Here is a 13,005-nt window from a genome sequence, read left to right as displayed (position 1 = left end):
TATAAAACATAAAGTTTGAGTTTCTCAGCTTGCCGAAACTCGCTAAACGCTTGATAATAGACACATCAAAGGGCAAGAGCCCACTATATATATAACCTTTTATACAAAATTATTAACACCAACCATTTCATATTTAGACGCGTAGCATGACAGCTGCCGTTACATATTCAGTCATAATGAGGAACAAACATGATAGATCAGAATTTATTAGATGCCGTTAAGAGCTATAGCGAAAACATGACACGCCCAATTACCTTTGTATTAGGTAATGGTACGCATGCAAAACGTGCAGAATTGGTAGATTTTTTGACCAAGATTGCTGGAACAACAGGCAAAATCAATTTCGATGCAGAAGCAACTGACGATAGTTTGCCTAGTGCGATTAGTTTCAAAGTAGTCAGTCACATTGATGGCGCATCAAAAGACACTGGTATCGTATTTAGCGGTATCCCAGGTGGTCATGAGTTTACGTCATTGATTTTGGCGATTCTGCAAGCGGGTGGTCATACGCTAAAGTTGGACGAAGGCATCCAAAAGTTAGTTAAGCGCTTTAATAAGCCGCTACAGTTCCAGACCTACGTGTCACTGTCATGCCATAGCTGCCCAGAAGTCGTTCAAGCATTGAACCAGTTCGCGCTATTAAATGATGGTATCAGCAATGAAATGATCGATGGTGCATTGTTCCAAGAGCAAGTAGAGACGAACAAAATCCAAGGCGTACCAGCTGTATTTTTAAACGGTAAGCCATTTGCTAATGGTCTGATCGACACTGCTAAATTGATTGGAAAATTGCAAGAGCAGTTCCCTGATTTACTGTCAGAAGTAGAAGACGATGCTGAGCAATTAGAGCAGCAAGACGTCACTATCATCGGTGCTGGCCCTGCAGGTGTGGCTGCTGCTATTTATACAGCGCGTAAAGGCTTAAAAGTTACAATGGTCGCTGACCGTATCGGTGGACAGGTGAAAGACACGCAAGACATTGAGAACTTGATTTCAGTGCCGCTAACCAATGGTACAGATTTATCGACTAACTTTGTCAAGCACTTGGCCGAATACAACATCACACTAAAAGAGCATGTGAGTGTTAAAGAAATCGGTGAGACTGAAGAAGAGAACTACAGTATCCACCTAAACACTGGTGAGACTTTTAATACTCGTAGTATTATCTTGGCGACAGGTGCTCAGTGGAGAAAGCTTGGTGTACCGGGCGAAGAAGAAAATATCGGTAAAGGCGTGGCTTTCTGTGCGCATTGTGATGGCCCATTCTTTAAAGGTAAAGATATCTCAGTGATCGGCGGTGGTAACTCAGGCGTTGAGGCAGCACTAGATTTGGCAGGTATCGTCAATCACGTTACTGTACTCGAGTTCGCTGATGAGTTGAAAGCTGACCAAGTACTGATCAATAAAGCCAAAGAGAAAACAAACATCGAGTTTATTACCGGTGCAGCGACACAAGAGATCAAAGCGACTGATGGCAAAGTATCATCTATCGTCTACCAAGATCGCAGCACAGGTGAGACTCATGAGCGTGATTTATCAGGGGTGTTTGTACAGATTGGTTTAGTACCAAACACTGGATTCATCAAAGGCTTCGTTGATCTAAACCGCTTTGGTGAGATCGAAATCGATGAGCGCTGCCGTACAGATCGTAAAGGTATCTTCGCTTGTGGTGATGTAACCACCGTACCATTTAAGCAGATTAACATTGCGATGGGTGAAGGTAGTAAAGCGGCATTGTCAGCCTTTGAATACCTAGTCATGCAGTAAGCTGTTCAGTGTAGTTTCAGTATAAAAGGCCACCTCGGTTGAGGTGGTTTTTTTATGCTATCGCATAAATACGCCTATATAGAAAAAATCCTAATATTTAAGAAATAGCCATTTGCGTGAGCCAATAACGCGATTTCACTCAGAAAATATCAGTATTTACGTTACAAATTCGACATTTGCATTACAAACTCGTGTTGTTGATGCAATAATGTATGCAATAAAACCTATCATAGCGTCATGAACTATAAGGAAAGTAGGCATGGAATACATTGAAGCTTTTTTCGCCCTAATCGGGGATCTAACGTGGGGCTGGGCGCTCGTGCCTATGCTAATTATCTTTGGTCTATTATTTACCATCGTAGGTAGGTTTGCTCAGTTTAGATATTTTAAACGTATGTTCCGTGTGTTCAAAACGGATGAAGTAGGAGACGACGGAATCTCTGCCCGTCAGGCGTTGCTCGTTTCTATCGGTGGACGTGTAGGCGGCGGTAACATTGCTGGTGTTGCTGTTGCCATCTCTTTAGGGGGTCCGGGAGCGGTATTCTGGATGTGGGTTGTGGCCTTAATTGGCATGATGACCAGCATTGTGGAATGTAGCTTAGCCCAGCTTTACAAGCGTAGAGACAATGATGGTAACTTTCGCGGTGGCCCTGCGACCTATATTTTACATGGGTTAGGTAAAGACTATCGCTGGCTTGCTGTTATTTATGCGATCTCGCTACTACTGTCTTTTTCTATCGGGTTTGTGGCGTTCCAAGGCAACACGGTAGCAGGCTCAGCACTTGAAAGCTTTGGGATTGCCCGCTGGATAACGGGTGTGGTATTGGTAATTGCAGGCGGATTTATTGTCTTTGGCGGTATTCAGCGCATTGCAAAAGTAGCCGACGTTGTCATTCCTGTTATGGCATTAATCTATATCAGTATGGCACTTATTATTATCGCGTTTAACTTTACAGAACTGCCTGCACTAATGGTAATGATTGTCAAAAATGCTTTTGGCATTGAGTCTGTCGTGGGCGGTGGTATTGGTGTGGCAATTGAGCAAGGTATGAAGCGTGGTTTATTCTCTAATGAAGCAGGTTTGGGTTCTGCGCCTAATATTGCCGCCACCGCTTACGCCACTCATCCTGTTAGTCAGGGTATCTCGCAGTCACTGTCTGTGTTTATTGATACGATAATCGTATGTAGTGCCACCGCATTTATGATTTTATTGAGCGGCGTATATCAACCAGGTGCTGAAGTCGATGGTATTGTACTGGCACAGCAAGCGCTAACGACCCAGCTTGGGGATTGGGCACAGTATATCCTGACCATATCGATATTGCTATTTGCCCTAAGCTCTATTATGTATAACTATTATATGGGTGAAAATGCCATTAATTTCTTGATTAAAAAGAATATTAAAATGGCGACTCTGGTTTTGCGAGTTGTGGTGATTGCGGTATTATTCTTGGGCGCAGTGGCTCCTGCAGCAACCGCAGTGTTCTTCTTCGCTGATCCGTTGATGGGCGTGCTAGCGCTAGCAAACTTATTGGCCTTGATAATGTTATTTCCACGAGCTAAGCGTCTACTTGACGACTTTGCAAGTCAGTTAAAATCAGGGGTTAAAGAGCCGTTATTTGATGCGCAAGAGTATGAGAAGTTGGATCTCGATTTGAGCGCATGGGGTAAAAAAGCAGTGAAAGAAGCGTTAGACCAAAAACAGTAGTAACCGTACGCTTTATGTCTTATAAAAAAAACCACTTTAACTGAGTTAAAGTGGTTTTTTTATGCAAGATATTATTTATGCCTAAAATGAATGGTTATTCGCCAATACGCCAACTATCGACATGATCTCGCCTGCTTCATCTTCTTCAATAATTCGAGTTTCTGTCAGTGCTGATTGTTGCCACGCCTGTATGTGTGGATGATTTAGCATAGTTTGGCAATACTGCTTGGTAAGTGGTTGCAAAGTAATATTAGATGCATCAGCATAAGTCTGTAATCGCAGCACCACTGGAGCAAAAAACACATCAGCTGTTGTGAAATCTCCGAATAAGAAACTGTCTGCTGAGCGAGTTTTTAAACAATCGGCAAAGATGTCTTCGATACGAGCGATATCAGCCAAACAAACACTACTTGGTTGTATCTTAGCCGTTGCTCGTATATTCATCGGCATTTCATTACGAATGCCTGTCAATCCTGAATGCATCTCAGCCACGATGCTTTGGCAATAGGCGCTATTTACTCTACTTTGGTTATTATTGCGTTTTTCAGCGTTAGATTTAACAATGCCTGTCCAAATATCAATATCCGTAAAGTACTCATTAACATGCATAGCAATAGCTAAGGTGTCCCAAACGGTTACTTTATCATGTTTTTCACCATAGACTAAAATAGGTACTTTACCCGTTGGCGAATGCGCTTCGAGCGTTGGACGTGCTGATGGATGAAACAACTCAACAAGCTGCTCATCAAAATCAACATTAAATGCTTTAAGCAACAGCCACGCTCGTAGCGACCAAGAGGAGTAGTTTTTATTGCCAATAATTAATAGCGGTTTTTGCATTATAGAGTCCTATTAAGCGATAACAGTAGCATTTTATTATGTACTCAATATTGAGTATTGACCAGTCTATAACCCGAGCCACGTCTCTATCATGTAAATCATATTACAAAAAAATGCCCATCCAATGTTTGGAAGGGCGCTTATTTAGACGGGCACTTATTGAGAAGGGCGCTTTTTATTTCTTACATTCGCTATCATCAGTTTTTGTTTTTGATTAGGAAAATAACGGGCAGCGCAACGACATACATCAGCACACCGTACAAAGCAGCAGGCAGCGCGATAACGGGCAGTGTGCTCACACCCATGATGATAGGAGCTAAGGTAATAGCCGTTGTACTATTTTGGATACTGGTTTCTATCGAGATGGTTTTGGTATCAAACCAGCTGAGCTTTAGGACTCTAGAGATTAAGATGCTAATAGCAAATAAAATAGCGATGATAAAGATAAGTTCTAAACCAATTTGAGTGAACTGTGATTGTAGTAGTTGCCAGTTAGAGGCAATAGCAGCGAAGACAATTAAGACAAAAAATACGCTGGCCAAGCCGTTAAGCAGACTGCTACGACGTACCATAAAGCCAGTAAATTTGTGGCGAGCAAGCATACCAAGAGATACGGGCAATGTGGTCAATAAGAACATGACTAGGCCAATCTTTATCGCGCTAATAGAGTTCGCCTGATCTTTCATAAAGTGATCAAAAGCCAACGTAATTAAGATAGGTAATGTAATTACCGATAGTATGCTGACCACACCGGTCAACGCGATAGAGAGAGCGACATTTCCTTTGGCATAGTAGGTCAGCATGTTGCTAGTGACGCCGCCGGGACAAAAACTAATCAGCATAATCCCAAAAGCAATGGCTGGTGGCGGAGCCGTCACCAATACGACTGCGAGCGCAACCAACGGTACCAACACAACTTGATTGATTAAGCCAACAAAGAACGCTTTTGGATATTTGGCAATGACCTTAAAATCACTCAGTTTTAGCCCTGCTCCTAGAGTGAACATAATGTAGGCAAGGGCTAGTGGCAGTAATGCTAGCGCGGTATTATTCATCAAACATTCCTTGTAAAACTAAAATGCCATACCAAGATGGCGTTTTGAAAGTAAATAGCAGCGGGGCAACATTGGTCACTATACAGCTGCTCACATTCCATGTGTTTTGGTATTTAATCGTCTAGCTAATGAAGTGTCTTAACCACTAAGCTAGATCAAGCCTATCAAATGATAATAGCGGTATTACGCTCGTATAGTAACCCACTTGTCGTGACTATTGAGGTTGCTGTGCAGCTATCGGGAAATGATTGGGCTGTGACTAGGTAGTGATTAGGTTGTTTGTGGCTAATGACGCTTTGAGCATAATGATAAGCGCAATAAAAAGCCCACAAGATTCTGTGGGCTAAATACGCTAACTTTCTAGTCTACTTATGTTGCACTAGTCATCTAGTAAATCCATTTGCTTAGCTGCTTCATAGATACCGTTTGAGCGGTTACCTGTGCGGCAAAAGATCAGCATTGGCTGCTCAGCTTGATTAAAGAAATCTGCAAACGTTTCGACGTGAGTTTGATTTAGCTCATTACCTGCAAAAGAAATCTCTTTATAAGCAAGTCCAGCTTCTTTGGCTGCTGCTTCGATTTCGGCACTGGTTGGCTGATTTGGCTCTTCACCATCAGGACGGTTGTTGATAATGGTTTTGAAACCATTTTCGGCAATCATAGGCACTTGGTCAGGCGTGATTTGTCCGGTAAAGCTAACTTCATGGCTCATAAGAGCTCCTTTTTTTATTGGTGTTGTTGGGTTTATAAAACGTGTTGGTTAGAGCGACGGTTGTTATAACAGACCTTGCATCAATGCGCTTTGGTACAGTAGCTTGGCGCGTGCCCCAGTACCACAAAACATTAATATAGGCTTGGGCATTGAGTGATAAAAATCGGCAAACTGCTCAACCGTCAGCATACTTAGACGCTCATCATCAAATGGCAGATGCTGATACGCTAGGTTTGCCTGTTCAGTAGCCGTTGCCAAATCGCAGCTATTAGGCTGTGTCTCAATCTCGGCATCTGGGCGAATATTAAGCACTGAGCGATAACCCAGCTCAGCAATTTTAACGCACTGGCTTGGATATATTTGCTTATAAATCGTTAAATCATCGGTCATAAAATAGGTTCAGTTATATTTGTTAAAGTATATTTATTATTGAGGGTTGGGCTAAGAATATCAAAGGACTATACACCAGCATTCTTTAGGCGGATTTATAGGTTAATTGATTCCCTATTTAGTGCGTCTAGCATAACACAGGCGCTATCATAGCGATATTGTGTTGTAGGCGACAATAGTGATTGAGATTGAGTGAAATTAATGTATCAGCGACTTCATTACGGTCAAACTATAGATTATTTTAATGCATCGACAGCATCTAAGGTACTCAGATAGACCTGCCCTGATAGCTCACTAATCAATGGGGTGTGACCGATGATGTCCATCACAGGACCTTTGATAAAGCTAAAGTGTAAGCGCTTGTTCTGTAACGCCAATTCATGGTTTAAGGTACAAAGCATTTCTTGAGCGGTCAGATCTATATGGTTGACGGCCGCCATAATCAATATGATTTCATTGGCATCGGGATATTGCTGCATGGCATTGAGGATGCGTCGATGTACAGATTCACTATTACCAAAGAACAGACTCTCATCGATACGCAACATCAATAAGTTGTCAAAAGTTACGACGTCATGGCGATTGATATTACGAAAATGTCCTGTACCGCCCAATTGCCCAACGACAGCCACATGTGGCTTACTCGACTGCCAGATGAGACTGGCGAATGACACCATTAGACCAATGACCAGCCCCGTGTTTAGTCCAAATATAAGTACACCGACAAACGCAGCCAAAAAGCTAGCACCATCTAAGCGATCACGCTGCCATGCAGATTTCAACGTCGCAATATCTATCAGGCCAATGATGGAGGCCATGATAGTTGCACCCAGTAGTGCATAGGGTAGTGGAGCAAGCGCATTGCTAAAGGCTATGAGCGCGGCCATCATTACCAGTACGGTGACGAGACTGGCAAGTGGTGTCTTAGCGCCTGAGTCGGCATTGATAGCCGTACGCGAAAAGCCTCCTGCAACCGAAAAACTTTGGAACAGTCCACCAGACAGGTTGGCCAGCCCAAGTCCAGTCAGCTCGCGATTGGCATCAAAACTCTCACCACGCAAGCGAGCATAGGTGCTGGCAACTGAGCTGCTCGACACAAATACGATAAGTGCCATCAATCCTGCTGTCGGCAAGAGCTTCAGCGCCTCTTGTAAGTCTGAGATATGCGGTAACGTAAAGTTCGGCAGCCCTTGTGGAATACGACCGATGGTCGCAACGCCATGTGTGCTCCAATGCAGTGCCATACTGAGTACAATAGCGACGCCAAGTAAAATAAGCGGAAATAAGCGCTCTGCCCATTTGGCATATGACGATGATAGCCACGTCTGCCATATCCACTTACTTGCATAGCGATTGGCAACCAATAGCGTAAATGCGGTAATACCGATCGCTAAGGTCAATGGATGCAGCTGGCTGGCATAGCGTTGCATGGTAGATAGATACCCAATCAGACTATTGCCAGTGACTGGAATGTCGGTCAGATATTTGAGCTGACTGACAAATATAAGGACCGCTGCACCGCTTACAAACCCTGCGGACACGCCGCGACTGATAAACTGCATGATCCAGCCAAGTTTTAATCTGCCTGCAATCCATAGCAGTGCACCTACCATCAGTGCCAATAGGCTGGCCATCAGTGCATACTGCTCAGTGCCTTGCTCGGCATATGGCAGTAGGCCACTGGCTGTCATAATAGCGGTAATGGCAACCGGTCCTACAGCTTGCACGTTGCTAGAGCCGAGCCACGCATAAACGAGGACAGGTACGATCGCTGCATATAGGCCATAGACAGGCGGCAGTCCTGCAAGCACTGCGTAACCTAAGCTCTGCGGTATGACCAACACGCCCACCACTATGCCTGCGACGAGATCAGTCGGCAACGCTGAGAGCTGGTATTGACGCAGCCAAGCTGGAATCAGACGAGCGACGATAGAGGACATATCAATCACCACAGTAGATAGTATAAATAATTAGGCGAGGGCGGCGTTATTCTGCTTTGGCACAAAAACGTTGATACAGTAGATCGAGTACAGCTAGCGCATCTTCGCTTGCGATACTATAGTAAATTTGCTTACCTTCGCGGCGTGTGGCGACCAGCTCGTCTTTACGCAATATACCCAATTGCTGCGATAAGCTCGGCTGTCCAACCCCGACCAAATCCTCCAGCTCACCGACACAATATTCACCTTGGGTCAATTGACAGAGAAGAAGTAGGCGATCGGGGTGCGATAGCGACTTTAGTAGTTGGCTGGCTTGTAGCGATGCTTGCTGCATTTGCTTGGCAAGATCGGCAGGTACTAAATCTGCAGTATCAGATGACCCATCGTCAGTGGTGCTGCGAGTAGGTGTACCTTCGGCTGAAATAGAAGTAGTCAGAACAAATTCCTTACATTAGATGGTAACAAATGCCATGATGTTTTGAACAATATATAGTTGATTATCAATGATATCACGCCACATAGCAAGTTATCATTAATTACATTATATAAATTGATAAATTGTATGGTGGTTGTTATATTGGTGGCATCAGATAAGTCGTAGGAACGCATTATATACGACTGAATATCATACTTAAGGGTTAATTAAAGATAAAAATTCCTATAACCAAAATATGTATAAATAACTTATGTATAAATAATCAAAGAGGCCGCCATGCAAGTTCATTCTTTTTTAGATAGCGATACAGAAACCTATACCCACGTACTTGCTGATACTGAGCAAAAATTATGTGCCATTGTCGATCCTGTATTGAACTTCGATGCTAAGTCAGGCCGAACTAATACCAGCAGTGTCGATGAAGTGATTGAGTTTGTACGTGAGCAAGATTGGGCGCTCAAGTATATTATCGAGACCCATGCGCATGCAGATCATTTATCGGCGGCCATCCATGTAAAAGAAAGCCTTGGTGGACAGTTAGTCATTGGTCAGCATATCACCGAAGTACAAAAAATCTTTAAGCAAATTTTTAACTTTGACACGAGTTTCCGCACTGATGCCAGCCAGTTTGATATCTTGACAGACGAAGGCGAGACCTTAGAGCTTGGCAATATTACTATCACTGCGATGTATGTACCCGGTCACACACGTGCCGATATGGCTTATCTAGCCGCTGATAATGAGAAAACAGTGGTATTCGTTGGAGATACATTGTTCGCACCTGATGTCGGTACAGCGCGCTGTGATTTTCCTGGTGGCGATGCCAAAACGCTTTATCAGTCTATTCAGAAGCTGCTAGCACTTCCTGAAGATACCGTCATGTATCTGTGTCATGATTATCCAAGCAAAGGTCGTCAGCATTGCCCAACGACGACAGTAGCCGCGCAAAAACTAGAAAATATCCATGTTAAGGACAGTATAAACGAAGCAGAGTTTGTGCAGATGCGTGAGCGCCGTGATGCGACTCTAGATATGCCTCGCCTTATCATTCCTGCTGTACAAATCAATATCGATGCAGGACATTTTCCAGAGCCAGAAGACAACGGTACACGTTATCTAAAAGTTCCGATCAATGTCCTCGGTGGATAAGTTAAACAGTTTAATAACTGAAGATCATTACCTGATGCAGCACTACGCAAGTATCGTATGATTGATATCTATAAGAATGCTAACCTGTAGACTGTCCATTTCTAGATGCTATGTATGACCAACTGCAAGCGCTAAGTGCGGCAATAACTGGAGAAAGCGATGAACCCTTACGAGCGCTATGTGTTGCCAAAGATGATAGATATTGCTTGTAGTACGGGCAATGTCATGAAAGCGCGCTCTAAAATTGTTCCGCAAGCGCTCGGTAAGGTGTTGGAGATTGGCATTGGTAGCGGTTTGAATTTGCAGTTTTATGATGCTAATAAAGTCTCTTCTATTATCGGTGTGGATCCAGCGGCTCAAATGCAGTCGCTGGCTCGTGAGCGTGCAGCTGACATTGGCATTCCGGTTGAAGTGATAGCCGTCGATGTAAAAGGTATCCATGCTGATACGGATCAATTTGATACGATTGTGATGACTTTTACCTTGTGCAGTATTGATGATCCAGTAGCGGCACTCCGAGAAATGGCGCGCGTGCTAAAACCTAACGGACGCTTATTATTTTGTGAGCACGGACTGGCACCAGATTCTTCTGTTGAGCGTTGGCAGCATCGATTGACGCCTTTTTGGAAACCTATAGCGGGAGGATGTCATTTAGATCGCGATATTCCAGCGCTTATCAGAGAAGGTGGGTTTGCTATTGACGAGTTGAGCGAAGCGTATTTGCCCGGCCCAAGACCAATGAGCTATGTGTATAGCGGTGTGGCACAGCAACTGACATAAAGGATAAGCCCAATTAACTATGCTAAAATTATTTACCAATCAACGCGACGACGACTATAACTACAGCGAGCAACGTAACTAGCTTTTATATAAAATGGTTCATGAACAGTATTTGAAATAACAAAATAATTAAAATAGGAATTAAATAATGAGTGAGCAAAGTTTTCATCTAGTATGCCCACATTGCCAAGCAACCAACCGTGTGCCTGCTGCACGATTAAGCGCTGCGCCAAAATGCGGTAAATGTGGTCAGCCATTATTGACTGCTAGTCCGCATGAGCTCAATGCGCAAACAGCAAATAAGATTATCCAAAAGAACGATGTACTGACTATCGTGGATTTTTGGGCGAGTTGGTGTCAGCCTTGCATTATGATGGCGCCAGAGTTCAAGAGCGCTGCTAGTCAATTGCCACAAGTGGTCTTTGCCAAGGTGCAAACGGATAAATACGAGCAGGCAGCCGCGCCTTATAATATTCGCAGCTTACCAACGATGGTTGCTTTTAGAAATGGTAAAGAAGTCGCACGTCAATCAGGTGCGCTACCAAGTCATCAAATCATCCAATGGGTGCAAAGCTTACAATCGTAGTATTAGTCAGGCTAGATTACTTTTTCTCCAAGCTATTTATCCAAATACCTATGTTTTCTTATAAAAAACCGTAGCAATAAAAAAGCCAGTATGTGATATGCATATTGGCTTTTTGCTATTTCATGTACTACTTTATGGTGTCATGTACTATTTTACGGTGTCATACACTGTTTTAGCCGTGTAGATAGCTTTGCACTTGCTTAAGCTTATTCACCATAAATCTTGATGCCATTGGCAAAGCTACAACGCTGAATGCGCGCCGACTGGACAATTGCATCACGCTCACCGTAGAGACGCGATAATTTTGCATCACGTGCTTTGGTACTGTTACTCTTGCCTAGACCAAAGCTGATATTCGGCGAAATACCCCAGCGTCCAGCAGAGACGCCAACACCGACGCCTGATGCCGATAGGGTCGATTGCTCATTGCGAGCCGCTTCGACATAGCGGTTGACGCGAGTGTACTCTTGGCCAAGTGCTTGGCAATTATAATTTTGATAAGTACTTGGCGGTACATATTGCGGGGTGATGTTACCAGTAGAGGCACAGCCTGAGAGCGCAAAAATGCCAGCTAGTAGTGTCGCTGTCGTAAACGTTTTCATAATGGCTCCAGTGGCTAAGTGATTGTATTTATATCTATTTAAGATAGCAAAAATAGCGCGATTAAGATATTGAAAATCCATCGATGATGAAAAATTTTCGTATCATGTCATCAACATATCGACAGCTTTCTAAAACGGTTGCTTATTAAAACAGAAAATCGCTTATTAAAATAAATTTGCTGGTTTGGCAAAGGCAAGTATTACGATCCCGATATAAGCAACGGCAGCGATAAGAATACCTGTTTTTCTTTGCACAGGTGTCGCATCAACCTTAAACGCTTTGATACTTGAGCTAATAGCAGCGATCAGTAAGATGATTTTGGCAAACACCCACTGTACAGGAGCGTTGGCACCCATCAATTGCATTAGCATCATTGCACCTGACAGGATAAGCAGGGCATAGATAATATGTGTGGCTATTTTGACTGCTCGTGGTGCGCGTCTATCTGCGCTGAGTACTAAGTAGCTTTGATATAAAAATAGCGCAACTGTCAGCGCTGCCATCAGCATATGTAGATGTTTCATTGAATATTGCTCCCTCTAAAACTGCAGTATATAGGCTAATTTAAAATATGTAGTTGCGATTCAAATCCAGTCGGCTATTTGTTTTGACCAGCACATAATGGACTCGCAGGGCTTTGACCTTGCCATTCTGTCGGAGTATAGGCATGGATAGCGAGGGCATGCACTTGGCCGCCTTGCGAGGTGAGCAAAGGCGTTACTAGGCCATATATCAGCTGATGACGCCCGACCAGTCTTTTGCCTTCAAATGCATCGCTAACGATAGTGAGCTTAAAGTGGCTTTCTTTACCTTCAAAGTAACCGGCATGCGACATCGACTCATTGATCAGTTCGATATGCTGCGGCACAAGCGCTTGTAATTCGGCATGAAGTGCGTCGGCAGTAGGTGTGGTACTCATAACAATCCTTCAATGTATTTTGTACAATTTGATTGGGCAATCTGCAAATAATATTTATCGGTATTATAACAGACACAATAAGCGGGATAGAGTGCGATTGCCAAATCGATCAATTGCAAA

The 13,005-nt window shown here is 43.5% G+C and carries 14 protein-coding genes; 5 read left to right on the top strand and 9 right to left on the bottom strand.

The window, feature by feature from the left end; all coding sequences use genetic code 11:
- The first annotated feature begins 189 nt into the window (after positions 1-189).
- Both ahpF and IEE84_RS10970 read left to right on the top strand, forming a co-directional pair.
- On the top strand, positions 190-1,767 hold the full coding sequence (gene ahpF / locus IEE84_RS10975; protein ID WP_191114194.1) for an alkyl hydroperoxide reductase subunit F: 1,578 nt from the start codon (positions 190-192) through the stop codon (positions 1,765-1,767).
- A 259-nt stretch (positions 1,768-2,026) separates the two neighbouring features.
- Positions 2,027-3,475 carry an alanine/glycine:cation symporter family protein gene (locus IEE84_RS10970; RefSeq protein WP_191114193.1) on the top strand — a complete coding sequence of 483 codons (1,449 nt, stop codon included), beginning with the start codon at positions 2,027-2,029 and terminating at the stop codon, positions 3,473-3,475.
- An 81-nt stretch (positions 3,476-3,556) separates the two neighbouring features.
- Here IEE84_RS10970 and IEE84_RS10965 read toward each other — a convergent pair whose 3' ends face one another.
- The 6 genes from IEE84_RS10965 to IEE84_RS10940 form a co-directional block, all read right to left on the bottom strand.
- Positions 3,557-4,315: a glutathione S-transferase family protein gene (locus tag IEE84_RS10965; RefSeq protein ID WP_191114192.1), complete on the bottom strand. Its 759-nt coding sequence runs from the start codon at positions 4,313-4,315 to the stop codon at positions 3,557-3,559.
- A 197-nt stretch (positions 4,316-4,512) separates the two neighbouring features.
- A complete protein-coding gene (locus tag IEE84_RS10960) occupies positions 4,513-5,370 on the bottom strand; it encodes a bile acid:sodium symporter family protein (protein ID WP_191114191.1) in 858 nt (285 codons plus the stop codon).
- 379 nt (positions 5,371-5,749) lie between these two features.
- On the bottom strand, positions 5,750-6,082 hold the full coding sequence (locus tag IEE84_RS10955) for a protein tyrosine phosphatase family protein (RefSeq protein ID WP_057761521.1): 333 nt from the start codon (positions 6,080-6,082) through the stop codon (positions 5,750-5,752).
- A gap of 63 nt (positions 6,083-6,145) precedes the next feature.
- Complete coding sequence (locus IEE84_RS10950) at positions 6,146-6,472, bottom strand: protein tyrosine phosphatase family protein (RefSeq protein ID WP_057761519.1); 327 nt, start codon at positions 6,470-6,472, stop codon at positions 6,146-6,148.
- A gap of 236 nt (positions 6,473-6,708) precedes the next feature.
- Complete coding sequence (locus IEE84_RS10945; protein WP_191114190.1) at positions 6,709-8,412, bottom strand: SulP family inorganic anion transporter; 1,704 nt, start codon at positions 8,410-8,412, stop codon at positions 6,709-6,711.
- A gap of 46 nt (positions 8,413-8,458) precedes the next feature.
- On the bottom strand, positions 8,459-8,746 hold the full coding sequence (locus tag IEE84_RS10940; protein WP_057761516.1) for an ArsR/SmtB family transcription factor: 288 nt from the start codon (positions 8,744-8,746) through the stop codon (positions 8,459-8,461).
- A gap of 378 nt (positions 8,747-9,124) precedes the next feature.
- On the opposite strand from IEE84_RS10940, the gene IEE84_RS10935 reads away from it, so the two are divergent.
- The 3 genes from IEE84_RS10935 (at position 9,125) to trxC (ending at position 11,363) form a co-directional block, all read left to right on the top strand.
- Positions 9,125-9,997 (top strand): MBL fold metallo-hydrolase, encoded by an 873-nt coding sequence (locus tag IEE84_RS10935; protein WP_191114189.1) that lies wholly within the window; start codon positions 9,125-9,127, stop codon positions 9,995-9,997.
- Positions 9,998-10,156: 159 nt separating this feature from the next.
- Positions 10,157-10,777: a class I SAM-dependent methyltransferase gene (locus IEE84_RS10930; RefSeq protein ID WP_191114188.1), complete on the top strand. Its 621-nt coding sequence runs from the start codon at positions 10,157-10,159 to the stop codon at positions 10,775-10,777.
- A 148-nt stretch (positions 10,778-10,925) separates the two neighbouring features.
- Positions 10,926-11,363, top strand: a complete 438-nt coding sequence (trxC, locus tag IEE84_RS10925) for a thioredoxin TrxC (protein ID WP_191114187.1) — start codon at positions 10,926-10,928, stop codon at positions 11,361-11,363.
- A 206-nt stretch (positions 11,364-11,569) separates the two neighbouring features.
- On the opposite strand, the gene IEE84_RS10920 is transcribed toward trxC, so the two are convergent.
- The 3 genes from IEE84_RS10920 to IEE84_RS10910 all read right to left on the bottom strand — a co-directional run bounded on the left by IEE84_RS10920 (position 11,570) and on the right by IEE84_RS10910 (position 12,885).
- Positions 11,570-11,965 (bottom strand): hypothetical protein, encoded by a 396-nt coding sequence (locus tag IEE84_RS10920; protein WP_191114186.1) that lies wholly within the window; start codon positions 11,963-11,965, stop codon positions 11,570-11,572.
- A gap of 165 nt (positions 11,966-12,130) precedes the next feature.
- Complete coding sequence (locus IEE84_RS10915; protein ID WP_057761505.1) at positions 12,131-12,490, bottom strand: SirB2 family protein; 360 nt, start codon at positions 12,488-12,490, stop codon at positions 12,131-12,133.
- Between the two features lie 74 nt (positions 12,491-12,564).
- Positions 12,565-12,885 (bottom strand): BolA family protein, encoded by a 321-nt coding sequence (locus IEE84_RS10910; RefSeq protein WP_191114185.1) that lies wholly within the window; start codon positions 12,883-12,885, stop codon positions 12,565-12,567.
- Between the last annotated feature and the right edge of the window lie 120 nt (positions 12,886-13,005).

Source organism: Psychrobacter sp. 28M-43, assembly GCF_014770435.1.
In the GTDB taxonomy this organism is placed as follows: domain Bacteria; phylum Pseudomonadota; class Gammaproteobacteria; order Pseudomonadales; family Moraxellaceae; genus Psychrobacter.
The sequence above is the reverse complement of the archived record's forward strand: the minus strand, read 5'-3'. Positions and strand labels throughout refer to the sequence as shown.

Coding starts and splice junctions, on each gene's coding strand:
- ahpF (WP_191114194.1), top strand. CDS start 190: ATGATAGATCAGAATTTATTAGATGCCGTTAAGAGCTATAGCGAAAAC.
- IEE84_RS10970 (WP_191114193.1), top strand. CDS start 2,027: ATGGAATACATTGAAGCTTTTTTCGCCCTAATCGGGGATCTAACGTGG.
- IEE84_RS10965 (WP_191114192.1), bottom strand. CDS start 4,315: ATGCAAAAACCGCTATTAATTATTGGCAATAAAAACTACTCCTCTTGG.
- IEE84_RS10960 (WP_191114191.1), bottom strand. CDS start 5,370: ATGAATAATACCGCGCTAGCATTACTGCCACTAGCCCTTGCCTACATT.
- IEE84_RS10955 (WP_057761521.1), bottom strand. CDS start 6,082: ATGAGCCATGAAGTTAGCTTTACCGGACAAATCACGCCTGACCAAGTG.
- IEE84_RS10950 (WP_057761519.1), bottom strand. CDS start 6,472: ATGACCGATGATTTAACGATTTATAAGCAAATATATCCAAGCCAGTGC.
- IEE84_RS10945 (WP_191114190.1), bottom strand. CDS start 8,412: ATGTCCTCTATCGTCGCTCGTCTGATTCCAGCTTGGCTGCGTCAATAC.
- IEE84_RS10940 (WP_057761516.1), bottom strand. CDS start 8,746: ATGCAGCAAGCATCGCTACAAGCCAGCCAACTACTAAAGTCGCTATCG.
- IEE84_RS10935 (WP_191114189.1), top strand. CDS start 9,125: ATGCAAGTTCATTCTTTTTTAGATAGCGATACAGAAACCTATACCCAC.
- IEE84_RS10930 (WP_191114188.1), top strand. CDS start 10,157: ATGAACCCTTACGAGCGCTATGTGTTGCCAAAGATGATAGATATTGCT.
- trxC (WP_191114187.1), top strand. CDS start 10,926: ATGAGTGAGCAAAGTTTTCATCTAGTATGCCCACATTGCCAAGCAACC.
- IEE84_RS10920 (WP_191114186.1), bottom strand. CDS start 11,965: ATGAAAACGTTTACGACAGCGACACTACTAGCTGGCATTTTTGCGCTC.
- IEE84_RS10915 (WP_057761505.1), bottom strand. CDS start 12,490: ATGAAACATCTACATATGCTGATGGCAGCGCTGACAGTTGCGCTATTT.
- IEE84_RS10910 (WP_191114185.1), bottom strand. CDS start 12,885: ATGAGTACCACACCTACTGCCGACGCACTTCATGCCGAATTACAAGCG.